This window comes from Sphingomonas gilva (assembly GCF_003515075.1).
Lineage (GTDB): Bacteria > Pseudomonadota > Alphaproteobacteria > Sphingomonadales > Sphingomonadaceae > Sphingomonas > Sphingomonas gilva.
The window spans coordinates 508,419-533,091 of record NZ_QWLV01000002.1; the positions used below are offsets into that span (position 1 = coordinate 508,419).

Annotated in this window: 25 protein-coding genes; 9 read left to right on the plus strand and 16 right to left on the minus strand. The window is 60.6% G+C overall.

Translation table 11 applies throughout. The features are described 5' to 3' along the window. Nucleotides 1–13: 13 nt before the first annotated feature. Genes D1610_RS07055 through D1610_RS07065 form a run of 3 tightly spaced genes read right to left on the minus strand, consistent with a single transcriptional unit; the run spans nt 14 to nt 3,352 of the window. On the minus strand, nt 14–895 hold the full coding sequence (locus tag D1610_RS07055) for a plasmid partitioning protein RepB C-terminal domain-containing protein (RefSeq protein WP_425453205.1): 882 nt from the start codon (nt 893–895) through the stop codon (nt 14–16). Nucleotides 896–905: 10 nt separating this feature from the next. After that, on the minus strand, nt 906–1,787 hold the full coding sequence (locus tag D1610_RS07060; RefSeq protein WP_118863422.1) for a plasmid partitioning protein RepB C-terminal domain-containing protein: 882 nt from the start codon (nt 1,785–1,787) through the stop codon (nt 906–908). Beyond that, nucleotides 1,784–3,352: a recombinase family protein gene (locus D1610_RS07065; protein ID WP_118863423.1), complete on the minus strand. Its 1,569-nt coding sequence runs from the start codon at nt 3,350–3,352 to the stop codon at nt 1,784–1,786. Before D1610_RS07065 ends, D1610_RS07060 begins: the two co-directional genes overlap by 4 nt. 71 nt (nt 3,353–3,423) lie before the next feature. On the opposite strand from D1610_RS07065, the gene D1610_RS07070 reads away from it, so the two are divergent. The 6 genes from D1610_RS07070 to D1610_RS07095 all read left to right on the plus strand — a co-directional run bounded on the left by D1610_RS07070 (nt 3,424) and on the right by D1610_RS07095 (nt 8,757). Continuing rightward, nucleotides 3,424–3,816, plus strand: a complete 393-nt coding sequence (locus D1610_RS07070) for a transposase family protein (RefSeq protein ID WP_147414287.1) — start codon at nt 3,424–3,426, stop codon at nt 3,814–3,816. Between the two features lie 159 nt (nt 3,817–3,975). Next, on the plus strand, nt 3,976–5,388 hold the full coding sequence (locus D1610_RS07075) for a radical SAM protein (protein WP_245942023.1): 1,413 nt from the start codon (nt 3,976–3,978) through the stop codon (nt 5,386–5,388). A 131-nt stretch (nt 5,389–5,519) separates the two neighbouring features. Continuing rightward, nucleotides 5,520–6,458, plus strand: a complete 939-nt coding sequence (hxsC, locus tag D1610_RS07080; RefSeq protein WP_245942024.1) for a His-Xaa-Ser system radical SAM maturase HxsC — start codon at nt 5,520–5,522, stop codon at nt 6,456–6,458. Between the two features lie 44 nt (nt 6,459–6,502). After that, complete coding sequence (hxsA, locus tag D1610_RS07085; protein WP_222926955.1) at nt 6,503–7,057, plus strand: His-Xaa-Ser repeat protein HxsA; 555 nt, start codon at nt 6,503–6,505, stop codon at nt 7,055–7,057. Continuing rightward, on the plus strand, nt 7,032–7,430 hold the full coding sequence (locus D1610_RS07090; protein ID WP_222926956.1) for a TIGR03982 family His-Xaa-Ser system protein: 399 nt from the start codon (nt 7,032–7,034) through the stop codon (nt 7,428–7,430). The genes hxsA and D1610_RS07090 overlap by 26 nt, the downstream gene beginning before the upstream one ends. 28 nt (nt 7,431–7,458) lie before the next feature. Then, entirely contained in the window at nt 7,459–8,757 is a 1,299-nt protein-coding gene (locus tag D1610_RS07095) for a His-Xaa-Ser system-associated MauG-like protein (RefSeq protein WP_222926957.1), read from the plus strand. A gap of 219 nt (nt 8,758–8,976) precedes the next feature. Here D1610_RS07095 and D1610_RS07100 read toward each other — a convergent pair whose 3' ends face one another. Beyond that, nucleotides 8,977–10,587: a MazG nucleotide pyrophosphohydrolase domain-containing protein gene (locus D1610_RS07100; RefSeq protein ID WP_182466732.1), complete on the minus strand. Its 1,611-nt coding sequence runs from the start codon at nt 10,585–10,587 to the stop codon at nt 8,977–8,979. 205 nt (nt 10,588–10,792) lie between these two features. Between D1610_RS07100 and acpS the strand changes: the two genes are divergently transcribed. Next, a complete protein-coding gene (acpS, locus tag D1610_RS07105) occupies nt 10,793–11,170 on the plus strand; it encodes a holo-ACP synthase (RefSeq protein ID WP_245942056.1) in 378 nt (125 codons plus the stop codon). Between the two features lie 137 nt (nt 11,171–11,307). Here acpS and D1610_RS07110 read toward each other — a convergent pair whose 3' ends face one another. The 5 genes from D1610_RS07110 to D1610_RS07130 are packed head-to-tail and all read right to left on the minus strand — an operon-like array spanning nt 11,308 to nt 14,879. Then, on the minus strand, nt 11,308–12,480 hold the full coding sequence (locus tag D1610_RS07110) for a nucleotide kinase domain-containing protein (protein WP_118863429.1): 1,173 nt from the start codon (nt 12,478–12,480) through the stop codon (nt 11,308–11,310). 6 nt (nt 12,481–12,486) lie between these two features. Next, nucleotides 12,487–13,326, minus strand: coding sequence for a thymidylate synthase family protein (locus D1610_RS07115; RefSeq protein ID WP_118863747.1), 840 nt, complete (start codon nt 13,324–13,326; stop codon nt 12,487–12,489). Beyond that, nucleotides 13,319–14,206, minus strand: a complete 888-nt coding sequence (locus D1610_RS07120; protein ID WP_118863430.1) for an ImmA/IrrE family metallo-endopeptidase — start codon at nt 14,204–14,206, stop codon at nt 13,319–13,321. The genes D1610_RS07115 and D1610_RS07120 overlap by 8 nt, the downstream gene beginning before the upstream one ends. Next, nucleotides 14,203–14,568, minus strand: a complete 366-nt coding sequence (locus D1610_RS07125) for a helix-turn-helix domain-containing protein (protein ID WP_118863431.1) — start codon at nt 14,566–14,568, stop codon at nt 14,203–14,205. The genes D1610_RS07120 and D1610_RS07125 overlap by 4 nt, the downstream gene beginning before the upstream one ends. Then, on the minus strand, nt 14,565–14,879 hold the full coding sequence (locus D1610_RS07130) for a hypothetical protein (RefSeq protein ID WP_118863748.1): 315 nt from the start codon (nt 14,877–14,879) through the stop codon (nt 14,565–14,567). Before D1610_RS07130 ends, D1610_RS07125 begins: the two co-directional genes overlap by 4 nt. Nucleotides 14,880–14,973: 94 nt before the next feature. Between D1610_RS07130 and D1610_RS16835 the strand changes: the two genes are divergently transcribed. Together D1610_RS16835 and D1610_RS07145 are read left to right on the plus strand one after the other, a co-directional pair. Further along, on the plus strand, nt 14,974–15,432 hold the full coding sequence (locus D1610_RS16835; RefSeq protein ID WP_147414288.1) for a hypothetical protein: 459 nt from the start codon (nt 14,974–14,976) through the stop codon (nt 15,430–15,432). Nucleotides 15,433–16,037: 605 nt separating this feature from the next. Continuing rightward, the gene (locus D1610_RS07145) at nt 16,038–16,544 is read left to right on the plus strand and encodes a hypothetical protein (protein WP_118863434.1); all 507 of its coding nucleotides are present in this window, start codon (nt 16,038–16,040) and stop codon (nt 16,542–16,544) included. A 763-nt stretch (nt 16,545–17,307) separates the two neighbouring features. Here D1610_RS07145 and D1610_RS07155 read toward each other — a convergent pair. The 7 genes from D1610_RS07155 to D1610_RS07185 are packed head-to-tail and all read right to left on the minus strand — an operon-like array spanning nt 17,308 to nt 24,670. After that, entirely contained in the window at nt 17,308–18,540 is a 1,233-nt protein-coding gene (locus tag D1610_RS07155) for an FG-GAP repeat domain-containing protein (RefSeq protein ID WP_118863436.1), read from the minus strand. A 2-nt stretch (nt 18,541–18,542) separates the two neighbouring features. Continuing rightward, nucleotides 18,543–20,225, minus strand: a complete 1,683-nt coding sequence (locus D1610_RS07160; protein WP_118863437.1) for a GMC family oxidoreductase — start codon at nt 20,223–20,225, stop codon at nt 18,543–18,545. Nucleotides 20,226–20,249: 24 nt separating this feature from the next. Then, nucleotides 20,250–21,086, minus strand: a complete 837-nt coding sequence (locus tag D1610_RS07165; protein ID WP_118863438.1) for a sugar phosphate isomerase/epimerase family protein — start codon at nt 21,084–21,086, stop codon at nt 20,250–20,252. Then, nucleotides 21,083–21,640, minus strand: a complete 558-nt coding sequence (locus D1610_RS07170) for a gluconate 2-dehydrogenase subunit 3 family protein (protein WP_118863439.1) — start codon at nt 21,638–21,640, stop codon at nt 21,083–21,085. Before D1610_RS07170 ends, D1610_RS07165 begins: the two co-directional genes overlap by 4 nt. Beyond that, complete coding sequence (locus D1610_RS07175) at nt 21,637–22,446, minus strand: 3-keto-disaccharide hydrolase (RefSeq protein WP_245942025.1); 810 nt, start codon at nt 22,444–22,446, stop codon at nt 21,637–21,639. The genes D1610_RS07170 and D1610_RS07175 overlap by 4 nt, the downstream gene beginning before the upstream one ends. 11 nt (nt 22,447–22,457) lie before the next feature. After that, nucleotides 22,458–23,372, minus strand: a complete 915-nt coding sequence (locus tag D1610_RS07180; protein ID WP_118863441.1) for a hydroxypyruvate isomerase family protein — start codon at nt 23,370–23,372, stop codon at nt 22,458–22,460. After that, the gene (locus tag D1610_RS07185) at nt 23,369–24,670 is read right to left on the minus strand and encodes an MFS transporter (RefSeq protein WP_118863442.1); all 1,302 of its coding nucleotides are present in this window, start codon (nt 24,668–24,670) and stop codon (nt 23,369–23,371) included. The genes D1610_RS07180 and D1610_RS07185 overlap by 4 nt, the downstream gene beginning before the upstream one ends. Between the last annotated feature and the right edge of the window lie 3 nt (nt 24,671–24,673).

The window sequence follows — 24,673 nt, forward strand, 5'->3', positions numbered from 1 at the left end:
CAACCGTGGAGGGTCAGGGCGACGCCGCCTGGTCGAGCGACGCCGCCGATATGATCGTGTGGAACTCGGAGAGCATATCGGGGTGCCGCCGTTCGAGATAGCCGGCGATCTCCTTGTTCCCGACCAGTCGCGCGAGATAGCGCGAAGCGAGGACGAGCTGGAGTACGTCATCCCCGAACGTCTCCTCAACGGCTTTGAAATCACGGTTGAGCGTTTCCATTTCGCGTTCCATCCGCGCCATTTGTTCGGGCGTCATGCCGTCGACCTGCTTGGGGTGGTCAGGTTTGGCGAGGTCTCCCTGTTTTGTCGCGGCGAGTAGTGCCTTGGCGTAGCTCGACGTGAAATTCCCGACCGACACCATCAGTTCAGCAGCTTCGATCTGTCGCAGCGGCTTGAGCTTGCGCAGAATTTCGAAGGTCTGGGGGTTGACCGAGCGATCGCGCAGCAATTCGACGACATCGGCCGAAATGCCGTCGAGTAGCGACCGTCGCCGTTGGATGAGCTTGGTGTCAACGCCCAAGGCCCGCGCTATTTTGTCCTCGGAGACGCCGCGCTCGATCGCGCGGACGATCATATAATGCTCTTGAATGGTCGCCAGCCGGTTGACCCGCTTGTTGTAGGTGAAGGACTCGTCGTCGTCGGAAACGATGCAGCGGGTTTCGAACTCATCCCGCGCGAGGAGGGAATAATATCGGAGGTGGCCATCGAGAAGCAGGTGGAGGCCGTCGGCGTTCGATTTCGTCACGACCAACGGTTCGATAATGCCCACCTCGGCGATCGAGGTCGCGATCCGCTGATATTTCTTTGATGCGGCGACGTTGGGCGAGAGTTTGCGCAGCGGCGCGATTTGCGCCAGCGGAACAACGATCACCTCGCGCTCGAAGGCGATGCGCACCTCCCTCATCTCACGCCTCGGCAATACCGAGCCGCTCGGCGAGCGGCAATGGCAAGCTATTCATCGATTCAGCGCGCAGAAGCGTAACGAAATGCTCTTCGTCCAGCAGCTTCTTGAGCGCATTGACGACGAAGAATAGCCGACTTTGGGCAAGGTTCGCTTTCTTGATGAGCAGCTTCTGACGTTCGACCTCCTTCTGATAGGCGCGCACAAGCACCGTCGCGGACGGTTTGCCCGCTTTTGCCCCGACGCGGCCGATGCTCCGCACGCTCTTGCCTATGAGGTTGCGCTCGTCGACGATCCGCCGGATCGCCAGCACTTGGTTGCCTGGCAGCGTTTTGCTCTCATAGGCTTCGGTCAATGCGCGCTGGACCTCTTCGTCGGTCGCGCGCGCGATTTCCATGGCGATGCTGTGCGGTACGATACCGCGCTCGACCGCATCGAGCAGCCGCTCCTCGCCATGGTCGAGCAGGAAGCATATCGCCCAGACATATTCTGCGCTGAACCCTACCTTCCGGCCGATATCGGCGTGACTATAGCCGCGGTCGCGCAGCGCGCCGATTTCGCGGATGAGCTCGAGCGGGCTGTGATTACGTCTTGCAAGATTTTCGACAAGGCTCATCACATAGCAGTCGTCACTCGAAGCATCGATCACCACCGCCGGTATCAAAGCCTGGCCGAGCTCGATGAAGGCCTCCATCCGGCCTTGGCCGCACACCAGTTCATAGCCTGCGCCGCCTGATTTGGGACTGACAGTGATGGGCCTTTTGAGCCCGAGCTGGGCGATGCTGGCGACCAGTTCGTCGAATATCTTGCGATTGCGCGACCGGGGGTTGAGCACCTCGATCTCGGCCACCGGGATCATGCGAATTTCCGGAACATCATTGCTCATGCTGCCGCGCCTAGCCGATGACGCCGGGTCAGATGATAGAGGGGGCTAAGGTCATGGGTACGATAGGCGTCGAGATAGACGCCGTTCTCCTCCGCCATGCCCAGGCGTTCGCTGGAGCCGACATCGATCCATGGTAGCAGATAATAGTCCCGCACCGCTTTATTTCGGGCGTCCATCCGGACCGCAACGGTGATGTCTGGTCTCAGGCTGGTGTCGAGCCGAAACTTCCAGCGCAGGTTACCGGCCGAGGTTTCGGCGCAGCGCACGATAACAAGCGATAAAGAGAGTTCGCCGTTGATGATGAGAAGATCGGTGGTGGGATCGACCTGGACCGCCCCTCCAACGCGTTCGATCGCCTCGCTAGTCGCGGCGACGATGCCGGGATGCATCAGGCGCAGCACCCGATTGGTTTCGATATAGCGATAGTCGCGTTCGGGCTCGTAGCCGATCAGCCGATAGGCCTGTACCAAGCTGCCGAACCGGTGCCTATAGGTGGCGGTGGACGGCATTTCGTCGAGTTCGTCGATGATCATCCCCGAAAGCGCACCCCGCGCGCCGAGCAGATCGGCCAACATCTTTAGAAGCTCGTCATCCGAGAAGCGGCGCGCGCGCTCGGCGAAGATGCGCTGCGCGGCCTCGAAGAAGTCGCGATCGACGATCGGTTCGAAGGCTTGCTCGCCACGAATCCACATGTCTGGCGCGTTGACGACGCGCTTTTGCTTCAGCTTGAACGACACCCGATTGTAGATGTTGTTCCCGATGTATTTTTCATTGCTCAGGATTTGGTGGACGATCGCCCGCGTCCAAGTCCTGCCGAGATCGGTTCGCAGCCCTTCCGCATTAAGTAGCGTGGCGATTTCGCGCTCAGAGCGCCGCTGAACTACGAACAGCTTGTAGATGCGCTGGACCGTCGCGACCTCATCGGGCGGCCCCGGGACCAGGATCACTCGGTCGGTCTGCAGGCTCTTGTGCTCACCTCGTTCGAGCGGCGCCTTGGGCTGGTTATATTCATCGACTAGATGACGTCGGAGCCCATAGCCGGCGGAACCGCCCTGGCGGTAACCGAGTGTGATGAGACGGCATTGGCCGGTAAAGACCTTGGCCGAAAGCTCGCGGCTATACTCGCCAGCCATTGCACGCTTCATGTTCTTAATGATCGTCGTGCTCAGGCTGCCATCATTCTCGAATTGCTCGGCACAATAGTGGACCGTGATACCGGCCTCCCGGCAGATGAACTCGTAATAGGCGCTTTCATCGGCGTCCTGAAACCGACCCCAACGACTGACGTCATACACGAGGACCGCTTCGAAATCGGCAGAATGGCTGCGAACGTCCTCTATCAACTGCTGGAGCGCGCCGCGCCCGGCGATGTTCAATCCGCTGCGCCCTTCGTCGGCATAGGTCCGAACGATATTGAAGTCACGCTGCGCGGCATAAGTTGCGATGATTTCTGCCTGATTTTCAGTGGAGTATTTCTGATGGTCGGTCGACATCCGAACATATTGTGCGGCCCGAACGATCGTTGGTGGGCCTCCAGGGTCACCCGGTCCTGTTGAATAGCCCATCACATTGCCGCACTCGCTAATGTCTCAGAAATCTGACCATTTCGATTTTCTCTTGGCGGAGAGCGATCGGCATGTCGCTTACGAAGAACGACCGAAAATTTCGGTCCAAAATCGGAAAAGATTTTCCGGCGCGGAGCGAACCGGAATCACTGCCGCCTTTTGTGGAGGCGATCGCGGAAGCGCTCAGGATCGAGTTCGGAAACACGCCGAGCACGATCAAAACCGTCGCTAGGATGACGAATACCAATGAGCGAACGGTCAAGAATTGGTTCGATGCGAAAAACGGTCCCAGCGGCGAAAATCTGGTGATTCTGATGCACAACTCGCAGGAAGTGCTGCAGGCAGTGCTGCTGCTATCGGGCCATCACGACCTGTTGGTAACGATGAAGGTGACGGCAACGAAGAACAAGCTGAGAGAGATGCTCGAGATGCTCGACGAGCTATCGTCCAGCGAGACCCCTTAGACGAACTGACGCCCCGCCCCGGATCGGCAGATTAATTGCACTATGATCTTGAGATACCCCAGAACGTGACTTATCCCGGCAAGGGGGGATGGGATGTGGCGAAATCCATAATCCGTGCGGGTAGATTGGCGGCGACGACTATTGTCCGCGACTCATCGCATGGCTGATCCGTTTGACGTTCTCGATCTTCGCAGCCGCTCTCTTGGCGAGAAGATACTTCACGTCGCGCCCACCGGAGCGTTCTTTCGCGCCGACCAAGCGTTTTCGATGCGCCTCGCTGCGGGACGAACGGCCGACGATGATGCTTTCCTGCATTCGCAGGGTCATCTAGCCAAGAATGCGCTAGCGCGACACGCGCGCATGTTCACCCGCGCACAGCGGCAGACCCAGGTCTCCGGCTTGGATTATCTTATCCTTGTACCGACGCTACGCTGCAATCTGGCCTGCGCCTATTGTCAGGTTTCGCACGCAGCCGAACACGCCCTCAATTACGATTGGAGTGCTGAAACACTCGAAGCGGTCAATCATCTAGTCTCAACGCTCAACGTTCCCGTTGCCAAGATCGAATTTCAAGGCGGCGAGCCGACCCTCCGACCTGATCTGATACGCGCTGTCATGGCCGCAGCCCCAGCAACGACCGAAATCACTTATGTCATCTGCACCAACCTCCAGGTTGTCGACGATGCGATGCTCGAGATATTCGACCGGCCGGATGTCCAGATCAGCACCTCCCTCGATGGCGACTTCCTCACCCATGTTCAGCAACGTCAGGGCGACGAGGCCGCCACCATGCGCTTCCTCGCCAATCTCGACTTTCTGTTGCAGCGCTACGGCCCCGACAAAATCTCTGCACTCCCGACAATCGATCCGCGGTCACCACCCACTATCAATGCGCTGATCGAAACCTATGCGAGCCGTGGTTTCAACAGCATCTATCTGCGCCCGATCAACTATCAGGGATTTGCCCGCAAACGCCATCCCCATGCCCGCACCCAGAACGACGATTGGCGTGCATATCACACTCGTTTCATCGAAGCGCTAATCCTGCGCAACTGGGAGAATCGCGCCGGCCGCATTCTCGAGGAAAGCTATTTCAGCCACATCCTGCGACGGATCTTTCGTCCCGGCGAGGATCGCCATGTCGATCTGCGCAATCCCAACCCCATGGGCCGCGACTATGTCGTCATCGACCATGATGGCCGCGTCTATCCGACTGACGAAGCGCGCATGTTGAGCCGATCCGGCATCATCGACCTTTCAATCGGCGATGTCTTTTCCGGTTGGAATACACCGGCGCGCGCGGCCCTCGACGCGGCCTCTACCAATGCGGGCGACCCGGCTTGTGAGGCGTGTGCATACCAACCCTATTGCGGGCGCGATCTGGTCGACGATATCGCGCGCTACGGCCGTATCGATCTTCCGCGGCACGAGACCGAATTCTGTCGTCGCCACATGCATCTGTTCGACCTGGCGTTCCGGCTCATCTATTCGCCCGACGAAGCAACGCAATATTCGCTGCGATGCTGGCTTGGCCTCGCAGGCGATAGTGTCCGGTTGGGGCTCGAGCGATGATCCCCCTCGCCCTCACGGCGCAGTGCGATGCGCCCGCCCCGTTTGTCACACGGTTGCGCCGCGCCCGGAGTGACCATCCCCATGACAGCTGGTGCGTTGCGACGACAACAGCACAGAGCGTCTGGTGTGGATTGCGCGGGCTAATTCAGCTCGATTGCCCCGCAGCTTCGCTCGACGGCGACGTGGTGCTCGTTGATCCGGGCGCCGATCGCGCGGAAAGAATGTTACGCGCGGGGTCGCGGCACAATTCTTTGCTCGTCACCGAGCGCTGCGACCAGCTGTGCACGATGTGCTCGCAACCGCCGAAAAAGACTCATACTGATCGTTTTGCGCTTCTGACGGAGGCATGTTTGCTCGCCGAACGGGATGCTGTGATCGGCATCACCGGCGGCGAACCGACGCTGTTCAAGCACGCCCTTCTGGGCATGATCGAGACGGTCCTGAGCGAACGGCCGGACCTTCGCTTCCATGTGCTCAGCAATGGTCAGCATTTCGAGCGTGGCGATATTGAGCGGCTCCGCGCGCCGCACTACCGCCGGGTGGTGTGGGGAATCCCGCTATATGCCGATGATGCCGATCTGCACGATCGCATTGTCGGTAAAGCTGGTGCGTTCGAACGCCTCCATGACAGCTTTGATCATTTGTTGCTCGCGGGCGCCCGTGTCGAGTTGCGAACCGTCCTGCTCGCCAACGCGCTCGACCGGCTGCCATATCTCGCGCGGCATGTAGTCGTCCTGCTTTCGCACGTCGAACAATGGTCACTCATGGGACTCGAAAATATTGGCTTCGCGCGCAGCCGCTGGGCCAAGCTTTACGTCGATTTGCGTACGCAGTTCGGCCCGCTCGGTGAAGCGCTCGATATCGCTACGCTGCATGGTCTGCCTGCGCGGCTGTTCAATCTCCCGCTATGTCATGTCCCTTCGGCTTTTCGCCATCATGCGGTCGCGTCGATCTCCGACTGGAAGCAGCGCTTTGCGGCTGGATGCGCGTCATGCCGGGCACGATCGGACTGCAGCGGCTTCTTCGAATGGCACCCCGCACATCTGCTCGATGAGGTAGAGCCGCTATGAGTCAGCTTGTGAAAGCGCGACGTTTCCTAGTGTCGAGCCTGTTGATGGCAGGCATCGCACCGGTGCCGCCGCTGCATGCGGCGACAAGCGACGGCATCAATGGCAAAGGATCCGACGATCCGGAGGGCGACGCTTTTGTCCAACGCTTCGCGCAAGATCATCGTTTCCTGCTGGCGCAGCACCGTTCGCACTCAAGCCATGCCTCGCACAGCAGCCATCGATCCGGTTCCAGCGGCAGGGTTCGGGCTCCCGTCTACACACCGCCTGCGCGCAAGATGCCAAAGGCGACACCAACGCCATCGCCGCGCCCAAGCTCCCGCAACACCCGCAGTACGCCACCAAGTTCGGTCCTGCCCTCATCACCTGCGATCGCTCCGAGCCGACTTTTCTCCTCGCCGAGCAACGATGCGATCAGTTCGGTGGTGCGACGGGTGCAACTCGGGTTGCAAAGCTATGGATATTATCATGGCGCGATCGACGGTGTTGTTGGCAAGGATACGCGCGCGGCCCTGGTCCGCTTCCAGACCGACTTTAGCTTGAAGGTAACGGGGACGATCACCCCTGAAGTTCTCGATGCGTTCAAAATTGCTGCGCAATAAATGGCTGAGCCATGGCGCCGTGCTGATCGCGGGAATCGCGATCGGCTGGCTTGCGCTTCCGCTATGGCGTGACGGTCTAATGACTTGGCATCAGCAGCGCTACGGCCTGCTCGTCGAGCAATGCGACAGCGCGATGCGCGACCACCTGCAAGCCAAATTGCAGGCCGCCAATGCGCCGTCGCGCGAAACTGGCATGGCGCTCTACGCTGGCGAGGTTGGCTTGATCGTATGTCAGGACTACGATCTCTATCAGAAGCGCCTGTTGCAATGGGGACTCTCTGAAAACGAACTCGCGCAGATGCGCCTAAAAGCGATCGAAGCGCGTGCCGATGATCTGGACGAGGTAGTGGCGACACATGAAATCCGCTTCTAGGTTTCTGTTGCCGGTAAGCGGTGCGCTCTTGCTCGTATCGGTCACGGTGTCGGCCTGCGATCCGACGAGGAGATCTGACGAACAGCTACGCAGCACGCCGATCGAGATGTCGGATCACGATCTGGCGGGGGATGGCATGCGACTCGCGGTGCTACGCGAAGCCGCGCTCAAAAATGGCTTCGTCCCGGCCGAAAGTCTCGAAATTCCCGGTGATCCTGCGCGTCAAGCGGTCGGCGGTCTCATCTTTGCTTCCCCATTGATGAGCCTCAACGGCAAGATCAGCTGCCAGGATTGTCATCTCGACCAATTCGGCTCGGCCGACGGCCTGCCGAATGCAATCGGCGTGGGCGGCACCGGCCATGGTGTTGCGCGCATGCGCAGTGGCGGCGGCATCCTTCCGCGCAATGTGCTCCCGTTTTGGGGTCGAGGTAGCAAGGGGTTCGACACCTTCTTTTGGGACAGCCGTGTCCGCCTGGTCGACGGCAGGGTGATCAGCCAGTTTGGCGATCGTGCCCCTTCAAACGATCCTATGATCGTCGCCGTGCATCTTCCTTCGGTCGAAGTCCGCGAAATGATCGCCGACAATCCGCAGGTACGTGACGGACTGGTAGACGAAAGCGTAGATATAGCAGCACAGATCCACCAAACGATTGCGCGCCGGTTCGGTGCGGACGCGACCATAGGCCAGCAGCTTGCGCGCACCTACGGTGTTCGTCGCGATGCGATGGAGTTTGCACAAATAAGCGACGCGCTCGCCCAGTTCATCCGTCATAGGTTTCGAATTCAACCTACGCGACTGCACCGTTTCGTCTTCGATCGCGGACCGATCAGCCGAACGGAATTGAATGGTGGTATCTTATTCTATGGCCGTGGCCGGTGCGCGGCCTGTCACAACGGGCCGTATTTCAGCGACTTCGAATCCCACGCGGTGGCTTTCCCACAAGTCGGTTTCGGCAAAAACGGCTTTGGAACTGATGAGGGGCGTTTCAATGTCACGCTGAATCCGGATGATCGGTTTCTGTTCCGCACGCCGCCGCTGTACAATGTTACCAAGACCTCGCCCTATTCGCATTCGGGTTCCATTGTCCGGATTGAAGATGCGATTGTCTCGCATTTTGACCCATTGCGATTGGTAGATACCAAGAAGATGAGCGCGCGTGCTCGCGCCGATCTTTACCAGAGGCTTGGCGTGGCGGCGCGCGAAACACTGCCAGCTCAACTCACCGATCAGGAGGTTCGCGAGCTTGTGGCATTCTTACGGATGCTTGATTTTGATCCAAACGCTAGCGTTCCCTCGACAGGTGCGATGCTCCAACGCGCTCGTTGAACTCTCGCAACCTGCATCGCGGGGACTGTCTGGACTCGCGACTGGGCAATTTCGCCAGTCTAGTATACGTTTAGGACACTGAGCTGCTTGGCAGATTGTGCCGTCTGCCGACTGACAGCTTATAGGCAGCCAATTCATGAAGCTGACACCAACTCGATTGGCGCCGAGAATCGAAGAGCAATCATTCATATTGCGCTCGGAACAGCGCTAGAATAACCGTCAGCCGTCCGACAGCACCAGAGCGGTAGCATGCAATTCCATCGCCCCAACGGGAACGATAGTGGTTTTGAATGCGACAATTTCTTTAGCCCACATTGCTTGACGGACAGTCCCAGCTGCTTTGACACAGATTCGGCCGCCCCCAAGTTCCGTCAGCACAAACTCGTCGAGTGCTTCCTCAGACGGCGAGAGGTCAAGCGCGTCAAGGACTGCAATTTTCTGCGAAAGTTCCCGTGCCGCGGCCTGATCCTTGTCCTCGATCCGCGCCGTCGCAGATCCAATGCCAGCTACGCGACCGGCAAGATCGACAGAAACCTCCGGCCGAAAAGCGATCGTTCGTTTTTCGAGGTCGATGTTGACCGTCCCCTGACCTTCGCAGCGTAACCGGTAGAAGATCTCGTGACCCTCGATAATCGCTTCTTCCCACTCCCAGTAACGATTGGCTTCGACTTCGAGTCCGCTGACGAGACTTTGCACAAACTTTAAAAACCGGAAGGTGATATCCCGCGGTCCGAGGAATAATCGCACCGGCTTCTGCACTGGCTGAGGGCCGCGCAGCCGTGCGAGCCGATCGCCCTCAGAATGGATTGCCTTTATTACTGCTTCCTCGACGATCTTGGCGCGAGCACCATCCTCCACTTGGTCGACAACGTGATCAGACTTGCGCTTGCGGCCTAGTAGCCCGCGTACCACCGGCGACCAGCCAAGCTTGGCGAGATTTGCGAGGTGCATAACGTCGTGAAACCGATAGCCGTCATCGTCATGGGCATTGTCAGTTAGCTCATCGCCGAGTTGCCGGCCTTGATAGTACATGCGCGACCGGCCCCTGCCGACCGTGACGAACGACACTTCCATCTGCCGCGGAAATTGCTCCGCAGGCTTGTAAATCTCGTCGTGGAGGGGTGTCGGATGATCCCGGTTTTGGCGATAAGCAACCTTCACCATATTTCGACGCGCGATCTGGCTCATGGTCAGACCGTAGGTGCTGGCAAGTGCGGAAACGTGCCAAGCGATTTCCCCGAGGATGTCATTTACCGGCCGGTCGGCTACGGCTCGATTGAGTTCGAGTTCTAAGTCCGGTAGCTTCTGCCGGAAAAGCTCGGCGCTCAACTGCCAGAGTACTGCGAGGCACACCTCTACAAGTGTTTTATCCTTGGTCCTCGCGGTCAGAAACGCCAGATTTTGATAGTCCTCGAACGTCATGATCTTGGTCTTTTTCGGGAAAGATTCCGCGGCCGCCAAGAAGGCGTCGCGCTTTGAACGATCTAGGGCGCCCTGGATGCGACGCGCGCGCTCGTCCTCAGCGCCTATCTCTTGGCGAAGCTTCGCGATGTCGTGAGCGAAGATATTTATGGGTTTTGCGAGATTGGCGTGTCTGGCGAGCGAGAAGCAATACCACATAACATCGCCAAGTTCTTCGACGATCTCGTCGTTAGGGGCGTTCCAGTTCTCCGCGCCCCCTTCCCCAAGCAGCCTCTTTTTTACCGCCGCGACGACCGAACCGATTTCGGCACCAAGCCCATAGATGGCGATTTCAACGCGCTGGTCTTCTGGCTTATCGACCGACTGGTCGCTGTCGACTACAAATCGATCATAGTCGGCGACCAACATGGGCTCGCACTCATCGTCACGTGGTTCCAACGAAGCAAATCCTTTAAACATCAATCCACATATCTGTTCTAGCTAAGATATCGGACAAGAATTGAAAAGAGATTGAGGAAATTCAAACCGTTTCGGATCGGATCGCACTTTTTTCACAGTTTTATCGTCGAACCTTTTGCATCGATGATCATAAAACCACGGAGTGAAATCTTTGATGATTGCACACGGAATAGACCTAGTTGACGTTTCCTCGACGGCTCGTCTGCTCGCTGATCCCGCCGACCAGTTCCTGACGCGGTGCTTCACGGCAAACGAGCAAGCCAGCGCCGGCAACGGCGTTGATCGCTCCCACCGGCTCTCCGGCCGCTTCGCTACAAAGGAAGCGGTAATGAAGGCCCTCGGCACAGGCTTTGGAGAAGGCATAGGTTTTCTCGATATCGAAACCATCACGTTGGCGTCAGGCGCGCCCAGCATTGTCCTGCACGGCGAGGCGCGGCGCCGTGCTAAACTACTCGGGATAAGTTCATGGCTCGTCAGCACTAGCCATGAAGCCAACATGGCGATTGCGAGCGTGATTGGTCTGGCCGATTAGGAGGCGCCGCGATGGTGGATCGCCCGAGCATCGGTACGATCAGGGCGGCAGCCTCGCCGTCACTCATTTTTGGCACCTGATCGGTAGGTCGCGCCTGTTCGTGATATGTCTTGATTTCCATCGACGTGCTCCCCAGCCTAGGCGCTTTCGTCTCGTGCAGGTGGGGCGCCAGGGCGAGACGTCCCGAGGGCTTCGTTCGGCACCGCTCCAGCAGCTACACGATCGTTGATCCCCCATTTAGGAGGATACCAAAATTGGATGGGCTGCACTTGTGCCGAAAACTTCTGCTTGATGCGCGTGCGGCCAGTCAGGCCTGCAGCTTCGGGGTGGGCTACCCGGGCGTACTTATCGATCTCGCAGAACAAATTCTGGCAGTCGATGAGCTGCAATGGCCGCCCCCAGAGCGAAGGGAAATCCACGCTCAGCCGCGCGCATTCTTGCTCCTGCCGGTCGGCCATCAACCGTATCAGTTCAGCGTCGCTCAGACCGCCGGTATCGGCGAAACATTTACGCAGGCCATCGCGGGCGCCAGGCCCCGGGATCACGAACTCCATTTCCGAAAAGTCGGTTACCTCGCTGTAGTTGACGTCGGTTACGAACTGATAGGCGAGAAAATCCCCGATAGTCGGATATTCGCGCAGCAACTCGAAACCCTTTTGCATGGTGCGGGTCGATGCGAGCTTCTTTGGCAGCGCTTGTGCCATCATCATCTCAAGGAGCTTGAGATGATTTTGGTGCTTGGCCTTGCACCCGAAGGCCGAGCTGCCCGGTGGCATGATATAGGCGGCCGAATAAACCCTGTGGCCCTCGGTCATCGCCTTGGTCAGGATCTTATCGTATCTGTCGAAACGATAGTCTGCGAAGCTGATCGGGCCGAGCGCCCGCTCGAGCCGCTCCCAAGTCTCTATCTTGTTGAACAGCTTGAACAGCAGAATGCGAAAGACAACTTCATCGACCGAGTTCGGCAGGTCGTCCCGGTAGATAACCTTGCGGATCAAATATTGGCTGACGCGGTCCGATGCCCTGTACGCGTTGGTGAATTTATAGACGGCCATCACCGGATTATCGGTCCACGGCCAAGGGCAGCCCAGAGCACGGCGATAAAACACGCGCTGCCGTTCGGCGGCGAAGCGCCAGTAGCTGTCATAGACGTCAGTCGTCTTGGCCGGCGCGAGATGGTTGGACACGATCATAGGCGCAACGGGCGCGGAGGCAGCGGGGTAATCGAACTCAAGGGTCCGCGGCGTCGCGGCGGGAATCTTGGTAGGGCGGCCGCGTTTGCGCCCGCTCGGAATACTCGTCTTGACCATTATGCGTCAGGCAGCAGGCAGTGACGTGGGCGTCGACACTAGGCCGGCCGATGGAGGCGGCGCGACGCATGCGCGGGCAGCGTTCATAAGTGGAGTCATAGCGCTATCGGTCTTGCCGATCCGCTCGAGCTTTGCGACTCCAACATTCACGTTCAGCCGAGCCAGCGGCATCTTCATTTCATGCGCCATGAAGGCACCGAGCTGAGCGAGCCCCAGATAATTGCCATATGCCTTGTCGAAGATTTGTTGCGTTGCGTAAAAAGCGTTAACGACCAAGCCGGTTGTCGTCGGCACGAAACTAACGTGCTGCAAGCATGGAAACTTGAGCTGCGCACTTGCGGTATGATCTCGCGCCGGATCGAAAGTCGTTGCTTGCGCCATGGAATCTCTTACGCCGTCCCGCTTGTTCCATTCGCTCAGGATCCACTCCAGCTGATTGCCGTCGCACGGGCCACTGCCAAACATCGTTAATCGCTCAAAGTAGAGGCCGCGGCTGTTGGCTTTGTGCCTTGCGCGATAAAATGGGAAGGACCAGCGGTAGAATTGGAAGAGCTTAGCTCGATCACCCTGGGACATAATCCATAGCTGTTCGGGAAAGATCGTGAACGCGACATCTTCGACGCTCGTCTTTCCCTTTTTGGCAAGTAAGGCATCAAGCGTGCTGCGCACCGCCGTATCCTCAGGGATGGAATAATCGGCCGTAAATCCATCAACAGTAAGCACAAGTGGCGACACTTCTACGCCGGGATTATCAGCTATGTGTAGCAGCAATCCGCAATAGGCGGCCGAGATATTGCGACCTTCGATGAGCAACGGAACGCTGGCTTTCGAGCTCGTCTTAGTCATCGACATCATCCTCCAAATGGCGGAACTCGGCGCGCCCGACATAGGCGGTACGCGCAACACGCCCGAAGGCGGCCCACTCGGTTCCCGGGCGGTCAATGCGGACCAGGCCCGGACGCTTCGCTTCGAACAACCGCCCGGCGGCAAGATCGGCAACCGGAATGATGGCATCGCCGTGCGCGACCGTGCCGGATGGGAGAAGCAGCAGATGGCCGACCTCAGCGTCGATCGCATAACCACCCCAAGCCTCATCGGCGACGATGAGCGGGTTGGGCGTCAGCGATCCCAGAATATGAGCCCGCAGCGTGCGCGGCGTGAACTTGCGCAGCGCATCAGCGCGCGCGCGGCTGATCATCGCCTCGCCCCAGAGAAGGTGCGTGACCAGCGTGGAGTATCCAATCCCGAACTGGCAAGCGATCCGGTAGATTTCGATCGGGGTCGCTGCCTCCGGCTTGAGGCCACGAATGGCGAAGGCGTTGCGCAGGCCCAAGGTTGGCACCAGCGCATAGGCGGCGAACGTGTCGGCGCTATATTCCTCAGGTACGTCCCACGGCCGCACCAGCTGGTTCTCGCGCAGCTCATCGATCGACGAACCGTGCCCGAGCAGGTGGTGGCCAAGCTCATGTGCGCAATTATAGGCACGGCGGGGAAGCGGGCGCTTGCTGGAGAGATGGATGCGCGGGGGTGAGCCGCGCTGGTACATCCCCTCCATATTGATGTCGTTGAAAGTCACGCGAACCCCGTGCGCCTCTGCAATCGAATAGATGCAGACCGGGCTGACCAAATCCTTGCCGGCTTTCAGCCGCGCGGTGATCGCTGCCTTCATGGCCTTGTCTGCCAAGGCGCGGCGGTTGTGCATCATCGTCTTGGCAAGCGCTTTCATGGGTTGGCTCCCTTCTCGTCATCGTCGGACTTCATTGCGGCGATGAGCTTCAGGAGGCGGTCGAGGTCATCGGGCTTGAGCTTGCTGAGCTCGCGGGCAGCCAGCTGCAGCTTGGGATCGTCCGTCGCGGCACGTTCGGGCGCGTCACCCAACAGCCACGACAATTTGGTGTCATAAAGGTCGGCAAGTTTTGCGAGTTCGTCAGCAGTGATCCGGCGGTTGCCGGCTTCCATTTCCGAAATGGTCGGGCGGTGCATATTCATCAGCTTCGCGACCTGCCCTTGTGAGAGGCCAGCCGCCTCGCGCGCAGCGCGAAGGCGTACAGGAATCGTCGCCGTCTCGTCAGAAGGAGCGTCGTTCATTCCGCGCAGACCTCCTCGGTTTCCTGAGCTTCTTGCTCTTCCAAAATCTTCAGGACGAGCGCCACGGTCTGGTTGATCGCGAGTGGCACCTTAGTGTCATCATCGACGAAGATATTGGCTTCGCAAGGGATCGATTTGCCGAGCGCAATGCCTAGCATGCCGGCCGCGACCGGCCACACTTTGCTGGTAAATTTCGGCAGAGCCTCGGCAGGCTTCGTGCCACCATCGATCGCCGGACAGTCCTCACCGCTTAGCGACTGCACGGTTTGCAACACCTCGATCAGCTTGGCTTTGACAAAATTGGCGTCCATGGCGAGTCTCCACATCTTACGAGTGGTAAGATATGCTTACCGGCACCGATGTCAAGGCGCGACCGGCCCACCGCATCATGCTACAGACGCGAGCATGGAAGAACTTACGTTTATCGTGAAGCAGGCGACCGCGGGTGTGGCTCCCGACTACTTCTATCTGAACCTCGACGGTGGCGATCCGGTCTATCGTGAACGTGTCTATTGTTACGAGCTCTATCATCAGATGCGCATGCGCTGGCCTGCGCAAACGCCATTCTATCTGAATGGCGAGGTTGATAAGGCTCGGCACCCAAAAATGATTGAATTGCGCGATCGGTTTCCTAAGCCCGATCTCCTTGTACATCGACCCGGCTATATGGCGGGCAACTTCGCGGTGATTGAAGTCAAGTGCGAACACGCCGGCAAGGCCGGCATCGCGAAGGATCTCGAAACGCTGTCATTCTTCGTCAACGAGTTCGGCTACCAACGCGCGATCTACCTCATCTACGGCGACGCCGACCCTCGCGCAAGCCCAGGATGTCGCTCAGAACATGGAGAATCTCGGCGCGATTGAATACTGGGCGCACGAAGCGCCTGATACAGCTGCGGTGCGTCTTTGAGTTGGGCTTCAGGCTTTGGCTTCGCGACCGAGGCATCTGCTCTGGACGTCATGTCGATCAACTGGCTTCGCAAGGCGGTAGCGAACGCTAGTGCGGCCTCAGCGCATTTCGGCGATGGGCGCCTGACATCGGGATGCGATTGTTCTGACTGCCATCTTGCAAATCTATGAAAGTCAGTCTTGTAATGACGATTACAGTAGCTTGGGAACGCAAACTGGGGAGGTACTCAGAGATCGTATTGTGTTCTGATAGCCGGCTCAGCGGGGGAGGCAACATAGATGTTTGCCAAAGATTTTCCCGCTCCCGCGCGAAGATGCTGCGGTAGGCTTCTGTGGAAGCACGTTGATCGCGTACCCGATCATCAACCAATTCATTTCATATGTTAGTCACTACAAGAAAAATTTGGATCGCGCGCTCGATGGCACGCAGCTGCCAAGGCGGCTCGCTGACTTGGCCAACAAATTCCTCGAATCGTATATTGACCCTGTAGATCTTCGGTCAGAATTGCTGGAAACCTCCTTCATCATCGCAGTCATCCCTGGAAGTTCAGCGTCCGATTGTGAATAAAATCGTCTACGATGGGGGGCCAAAGAAGTACGTTGCCGCATCTTCGCGATTTCCAAATTCGAAAAGCCATAGCCTCAAGAAAGCGGGTCAATTCGCGCTCATCGGCGATATCAGTAACCGCTACTACGACACGCTTGGCAAGCTTATCGACTACGATTCGAGCACTGTATTCGACATGGAGCCGTTTTCTGCTTTGGCGACGATGCTGCTCGACTCAGAATTTACAGCCTGGAAGGCGGCGCTGAAATGCCCGATAGGCGGCACACCGCAGCTCTTCAAAATCTACCCTTATTTGAAGACTCTCGAGATCGCGGTGCGCTGGCCAAACGCAGAATCCGGCAAGCTTTTTTTGAACGGACGGGAAATATTCGATTTCGAGAAGATCTTAGTTCCGGAGATTGACGCCGAGACGCTGGATATGTTTTTCCCATTGGGGGAGCTTGATCCTGCGGGAGTCTCCCGATGGGCTCCAGAGGAAGCCATTCCTGTAGCCCCATAATCTGATTGGTTGGCGAGCAAATGCGCAACGCTTATTCCGGTCCGAATGGAAGACGTACTCATCCTCGTTCGAACGGCGCCGGTAGTCTGCTGGTCCTGCGGGGCCGAGACGAGCATCGTCTCATCGATCGAGCTATCCCGCAACGACACTAGCGCTGTGTGCGCTGTATCGGACTTTACCGCCTACCCTCAGCTCATACGGCCGATCGAGGCAAGCCTGCGGAGCAGGATAGATATTGGAGCGCTTAAGTCGCGATACAGCGGGACGCTGGCTCGTTCATATGTGAGCAACGGCTGCGCCCATTGCGACGCCTTATTCGGCCAACACTTTGAAATCCATGCACGATATGATGAGCAACTTGCTTCGCGGTTCACGGCAGCAGGTGTCGAGGGCTGGGATGCAATGCTCAAAGACCTTTTAGCCTCTGAAGACGGCCACTTGCTCACCTTCTAATTGCGATCATCCGCCGACTGGACATGGCCAATATGGAAATACCGATCCAGGCGCACGCGATCGACCTTCCTCAGAGGTGCCGCTCCGACGACCATCGAATATCCCCGTCCAATTCTGCGGTATGCCCTTTTCCACTCGAGTACTGTAGGCCTCTCAATAAGGCCACTATACTCTTGCCTTCGGCCAGGTATGGTAACACACGATTCCCTTCACCCGCTCCAATCGCGCCGTGCGCCGGTCCGGCAAGGCTGGATCGCGCCAAATGGCAGCGCGGCTTGCCGCATCGGGCCGTCCGGCTATTTGGCCGCGTTCACCGTCCCAGCAGCAGCCGCGCCTGCGTGCCCCAGCCGCCGATGAACAGATCGTCGCGGCCGTCCCCGTTCACGTCGCCCACCGCCATGCTCCAGCTTCGGCCCACGGTTGCATCGGGGATCGTCGCCGCCGTGGCATCGCGGAACTTGCCCTTGCCGTCATTGGCATAGGCGCGGACCTGGAGCGGTTCGAAGCCGGGGACCGCGATGGCGCCGACGATCATGTCGGGATGACCATCGCCACCCAAATCCATGATCGTGCCGCCCCAGCTGGAAAAACGGTTGGCGGGCAGCCGCTCGGCGGTCTCGTCGGCGAAGCGGCCCGATCCGTCCTGGATCAGCAGCCGCGCCTGCGGGTCCTTCTCCCACTCTCCGGCATTGCTCGTCAGATTGAGCAGCAGGATGTCGGGGCGCTTGTCGCCATTGGCGTCGAAGACGTGGACCTCACGCGTTTCCAGCGGCGTGACCTGTTGGAGCCTGTCCGACGCTTCGGCGAAACGGCCCCTGCCGTCGTTGATCAGCAACCGGGTGGGCGGCGCCTCGGTGGCGACCACCATATCCAGATCGCCGTCGCCGTCGAGATCGGCCAGCGCCACACCCTGCGCCTTGTTGGCGATCGGGGGCAAATGCGAAGCGGTGGCGTCGCGGAACCACCCTGGGCGGCCGGGCTCGTTCAGCCACAGGAAATTGAGGCCGCCCTGCGCATCCTTTTCGCCCTGCATGCCGGTATTGCCGACGACGATATCCGGCAGGTCGTCGCCGTTCACGTCCCCCACCGCCAGCCCGTTGCCCTCGCTCTTCGCCGGCAGCCGGTCGCTGGCGTCGACGAAGCGCCCGTCGCCCCGGCCGAGGAACAGCTGGTGCACCTGATCGTCCTCGGCGACGAACACCACGTCCATATGGCCGTCACGATCGAAGTCCGCCGCGCGGACATGCTCGGTGTCGTGCGGGCGCTCTCCGAACGCGCCCTCGCGCCACGCGAACCGTCCCTGCCCGTCGTTCAGGTACAGCCGGTTGACGTCTCCCTCTACCGCGAGCGCGGCATCCAGATCACCGTCGCCGTCGAAATCGGCCAGTGCGATATCGAGCGCATGCAGGTCGGGCGCGCGCGGCACATGGGTGTCGGTCACGTCGCGGAAAGCGAGCGGTCCCGATTCGTCTCGCGGCGTTTGCGCCTGGCACGCGCTCGCCGCCAGCAGCGCGGCGACCCACGACAAGGCGGTGGCACGCATAGCTAGATCGTGCCCGCCTTCAGTTGCTTGACCGCATGATCGGCAGCGCGGGCGGTGAGGGCCATGAAGGTCAGCGACGGGTTCACGCATGAAACCGAAGCCATCTGCGCGCCATCGGTGACGAACAGATTGGGCGCGTCATGCGCCTGGCTCCATTTGTTGAGCACCGACTGGCGCGGATCGGCGCCCATGCGCGCGCCGCCCATCTCGTGGATCGCATCGCCGGGCACATGCTCGCTGCGCCCGCTCGTCACATTGGTGAGGCCGGCGGCCTTGAGCATCTTCTCGCCCTCGACCAGCGCGTCGTCCATCATGCGGATCTCGTTGTCGCGGAAGGTGACGTCGAAACGCATCAGCGGAATGCCGAACCGGTCGACCTTGTCGGGGTGGAGCGAGACGTGGTTATCCTCGTAAGGAAGGCATTCGCCGAACGCGCCCATGCCGAACTTCCACGGCCCATATTGCCGCATCCCCTGCTTCATCGCGGCGCCGAAGCCTTGCGGCGGAGCCGGATCGCGGCGCGCGCTGCCCTGATAGCCGTAGCCTCGCCTGAAGCCGACGCCCTCCTCGCCCCCGACATTGCGGAAGCGCGGGATGTAGACGCCGCCGGGACGCCGGCCATATTCGATATACTCGGTCATGCCGGGGATTTCGCCCGAGACGCCGACGCGGAAGATATGGTCCATCACATAGCGGCCGAGCGTGCCGCTCGTATTGAAATGGCTGCGGCCGCTGCCGTCGGAGCGTGAATTCATCAGGATCTGCGTCGATGCCATGGCGGAGGCGCAGAGGAACACCAGCCGCGCCGGGATGACCTCCGCCTGATTGGTCTTGGTGTCGACAACACGGACGCCGGTGACCCGCTTGCTCTTGGGATCATATTCGAGGTTGCTGACCACCGCGTCCGACCGGAGCGTCAGCCGTCCGGTCGCGCGCGCCGCGGGCAGCGTCACCGCCTGGGTCGAGAAATAGGCGCCGAACGAGCAGCCGCGGCCGCACTGCGAGCGGAACTGGCATTTCGACCGCCCCTGTTCGGGCTTGTCCTCGGTCATGTTGGAGAGGCGCGTGTGGATCAGCTTGCGGCCGGGCGAAGTCGCCTCGAGCCTTTCCTTCACCCACTTCTCCGCGATGTTCATCGGCATCGGCGGCTGGAATTCGCTGTCGGGCAGCTGCGGCAGGTTCTCGCGGCTGCCCGATACGCCGGCATATTTCTCGACATAGCTGTACCACGGCGCGAGGTCGTCATAGCGGATCGGCCAATCGATCCCGACATTCTCGCGCTTGTTCGCCTCGAAATCCTCGGGGCTCCAGCGGAACGACCAGCGCCCCCAGATCAGCGACTTGCCGCCGACCGCGCCGGGGCGGATCCAGTAGAATTTCTCGCCTTCGTCATAGGCGTAGGGATTGAGCCGGTCATTGTTGTAGAATTTCTGGTTGCCGGGCGAGATATAGCCGTGCTTGGCGATGAAATAATCGCTTTCGACCAGCCCCTTGGGCATCATGTCGCGCGCGGGGATCTCGAACGGCGCCTTGCCGTCATACGTATAATCCTCGCCATGCTCGACCATCACGCCGCGGTCGAGCATCAGGACGCGCAGTCCCTTTTCGGTGAGCTCCTTCGCCGCCCAGCCGCCGCTTACGCCGGAGCCGATGACGATTGCGTCGAATTGATCCGTCGCTGCCATGGAATCTTGATCCTCGAATGCCTGCTACGCGCCGAGACGGCTGAGCGTGGTGAAACTGGTGGTGATATCCGGCAGATAGGGCGCCGGGGACTGGTCGTTCTCGACATAGAAATGCTTCACGCCCGCCGTCTGGTTGAGCGTGAAGATGTCGGCGAAATCGACCACGCCCTTGCCGACGCTGGTCATCTTGCCGTCGGCGGTGCGATCCTTGACATGATAGGCGTAGATGCGCCCCGGCAGGCGCTTGATGATCGCCTTGGGGTCCTCGCCCGCGGCGATCGCCCAGAACAGGTCGAGCTCGATCTTTATGAGGGCCGGATCGCCATCGGCCACCAGCGTGTCGAACAGGCTGGTCCCGCCGGGCTTCACGGTGAACTCGAAATCATGATTGTGATAGGCGAAGTCGAGCCCCGCCTTCTTCAGCCGCTCGGCATAGCGGTTGAAATCGGCGACCGCCTTCTTCCAGGCCTCCGCGGTGCGATGCGTCTCGCCCATATAGGGCACGATGACGGTATCGGCGCCGAGCGTCTTCGCCATCTTCACCGACCCGTCGAAATCGGCGGCGAGCGCTTCGTAGCCCAGGTGGATCGATGGCGAGACCAGCCCCAGCCGGTCCATGGCCTTGCGCAATGCGGCATGGTCCATCTTGTCATAACCGCCACCGCCATATTCGACCTCGCGATAGCCGATCGCCGCCACCTTCTCGAGCGTGCCCATCGGATCGGGCTCGAATATCGCGCGAACCGTGTAGAGCTGGAGGCCGATCGGCCCCAATCTGGGCCTTGCCATCAGCGGGCCCGCCGCCAGCGTCGTCGCCAAGGCCGCGCCTCCCGCCATCCATTGCCGCCGGTTCACCATCATGACGAATAGACCTTGTTGACGTTGGAATAGAGGAAGGCGCCGTCATACTGGCCCGGCACGGGCAGATATTCGCGCTCCTGCGTGATGCCGATCTCCGACGTGTAATAGCCGGTGATGACGAGCTGGCGGAACTTGTCGAAGAAGTCCGCGCCGCCGGGAAGCTGGTCGTTCATCGCCAGCGTCAGCAGGGTGTCCTGCTGCTCGGGCGTGGCGGCTGCGGCGGCTGCTCCATAATCCTTCTGGCTTCGCGCCTCGATCGCTTCCAGGCCGGCAAGGATCGGCGCCTTGTCCTCGGGCAGCGCCCAGTCGGCGAGCAGCTTTTCCATGAAATAGGGAACGCCAGCCGCGACCGCGCCCGGCGTGTCGGTGGTCGGGATCACCCGATCGCTGAGTGCGGTGACCAATGCGCGCTGCTCGGCGGTGAAGACGCCGACGCTTGGCGGCCCGTCGTTGATCGGCGTGGCCTGGGCCGACGCGGCGCGCGCGATCGGCGCGAATAGCGTGGCGCCGAACATGGTGACGATGCCCGCAAGGGCGGTTCTACGGTCTATCACTGGACGCCTCCTGTCGCGTCATGGCTGAGCGCCGCTTCGGGCAGGGGGCGCACCCAGATGTTGCGGAAAGATACCGCCGAATCGTGATCCTGCAGCTGGATCGGCGCGGCGTCGCCATGCGCTTCATATGTGGCGACCTTGCGCCAGACCGTGCTGCCCAGCCACGGCTGGCGGTTCTGCACCAGCACGCCGTTCAAAAACGCCGTCGCATAGGCAGGACGCAGCAATTTGCCATCAGGGGCGAAACGCGGGCGTTCGAATATGATGTCGTAGCTCTGCCATTCGCCGGGCGGGCGCGAGGGGTTCACCAATGGCGGCTTCCACGCATAGATCGCGCCGACGGTGCCGTCGGCATAGGTCGGGTTCTCATAACCATCGAGAATCTGGAGCTCGTAGCGCTGCATGAACCAGATACCGCTGTTGCCGCGATCCTGGGAGCTTTTTTCCGGCGGATTGGGCGAGCGGAATTCGAGGTGGAGCTGGACGTCGCCGAAGCTGCGCTTGCTGACCAGCGCATTCTCGCCTTCGCCGTCGGCGCGCGGCGGCACGGTCATCACGCCGTCCTTGACGATCCAGGGCTTGCCGGTCGGCGTCCACGCATCGGGCGAGAGCACCACCGCGTCGGACGGCGGCGCGCCCGGCTCCGCGCCCGGCGTGACCACCGCCGGATGCGGCCGATCGGCGTCATGCACGCGCCACTTGCCATCGGGCAGCATCGGCGTGTCGCGGAAACCGGGCTTTTCCTGCGCCATGCCTCCGCTCCCCGCCGACGCCGCGACGGCGGCGGCCAATAGGATACGCTTCACCCTTCTCTCCTTCATGCCGCGTCGATCTCGCGATAGGCGGCGACCAGCCGCTCCTCGCCGGCGCGGCCGTCGATCGAATTGCCGTGCTCCATGCCGATCACGCCGGCAAACTTCTTCGCCCGCAGCCAGCGGACGATGTTGCGATAGTTGATCTCGCCCGTGCCCGGCTCCTTGCGGCCGGGATTGTCGCCGAACTGGATATAGGCGATCTCGTCCCAGCAGGTCTCCATCGTCTTGATCAGGTGCCCCGCCTGGATCTGTTCGTGATAGAGATCGGCGAGCACCTTTACCGCCGGGCTGTTCGCGCCCTTGGCGACCGCGAAACCCTGCGGGATCGTCCGGAGGAATACGCCGGGATGATTCACCAGCGTGTTCAAGGGCTCCATCACCATCACCAGCCCGTGCGGCTGGACGATATCGGCGGCGCGGCGCATCGTGTCGACGATTCGGCCGGTCTGGATCTCGACCGGCAGCTTGCGGTCGAGGAAGCCGGGGACGACCGTCATCCATTTGACGTTCAACCGCTTGGCGACTTCGATCGACGCGCGGATATCGGCGAGGAACGCCTCCCGGTCAGCGTTGTCATCGCCACCCAGGAGTGGACGGAAATCGGCCCATTTCGGCATGCTGGCGACGAACACGCCCATCGTCATGTTGCGTTGCTGCAGCGCGCGCGCCATCGCAGTCTGATCGGCGACCGATCGGGCCGCGGCTTCATTGTCCTCCCAGGCGGTGAAGCCCTGATCGGCGGCATAGGCGATCTGTTCGAGCCTGCCGCCGCGGCTCTTGAAGCTGCCTTCGTGCGGCGCGTAACCGAGCGAGAAGCGCGCGGCGTTCTGCGCGGGCGCGGCGCCATTCACCGTCGTCGCGCCGACCGCGGCGGCAATCGCGCCGCCCGCCAGCACCGTGCGACGCGATACGCTCATGCCGTCTCGCCCGCGAGCGCCGCGCGGGACTTGCCGCGCTCGCGCAGCCAGATGAAGCCGAACACCACCAGCAGGATGACCGGCAGGATCGCCAGCCGCTGGAACGACACCGACGCAGCCGCGTCCTCGACCGCCAGCTTCGCCGCGCCGGTTAGCGCCGCAAACGCCTCGGGGCCTCCGGCGAACTCGATCTTGGCCTGGTCGAACATCGCACCAAGCCGCGGCAGCACGAAGAAGCTGGCGAGCGCGCCGGCCGATCCGACCAGCCCCATCGCCCAGGATCCACCGCGCGGATAGCGTTCGGCGACCGAGGCGAGCATCGTCGGCCACATCACGCAAACGCCCAGCCCCCATACCGTCGAGGCAAGGATCGCCGCGACGGGCGACTGCGCCTGGCTGAGCATGAACAGGCCGATTGCGGCAAGCAGGCTCGACACCCAGAGCAGCCCCGGATTCGAGATCCGGTTGGCCAGCCGGCCGGCGAAATGACGGAATACGAACATCAGCGCGTTGACGTAGACCAGCAGCAGGATGCCGCGCATGCCTACCCGGTTCGACAAGGCGACGTCGATCCACTGGCCCGGCGCCAGCTCTGACGCGGCGGTGAGGAACATCGCGCCGAACCAGATGAAGAAGCTGGGGCGGCGAAACACCTCACCCATCATCTCGCCGAAGCTGACTCCGCTTTCCTTGCGGAGCGGGGGAGGGAAGGTCGTGGTCGCGGCGATCACCACCGTCGCGAGGGCCGGGATCATCACCAGCGCCATGATGCCCTGCCACGGCAACGCCGCCGAGAAGAAGAAGCCGACGAGCCCGCCGACGATGATGCCGCCGGGAAACCAGGCATGCAGCACGTTGAGCCGGTGGGTGGTGTCCTCGGGATAGAGCTGCGCGGTCAACGGGTTGATCGCCGCCTCGGTCAGCCCCCAGCCGACGCCGCTCAAAAGCATGCCGAACCAGACCAGCGTGTAGATCGTCATGCCGGTCGCGACGCTGCCCGCGGTGACGATCATCAACGGCCCGACGATGAAGCACAGTCCCGCTCCAGCCAGGCACCGCTTCATGCCGATCTGGTCGAGCAGCGCGCTGGCGACGAACAGCGTGATCGCGAAGCTGAGGAACGCCGCGCCCAGGGCGGCGGCGAGCAGCTCGCCCGCCTGCAGCGGCGCGATCGGATCGATCCATTCGCTCTTGAGCCCGCTGGCGATGGCGCCACGGATCGCAAGGCTGGCCGCAGCGGTGAACAGGGCCAGCACACCCAGCCAGAACAACCGTCCCTTGTGCAATGTCGTCGCCACTCC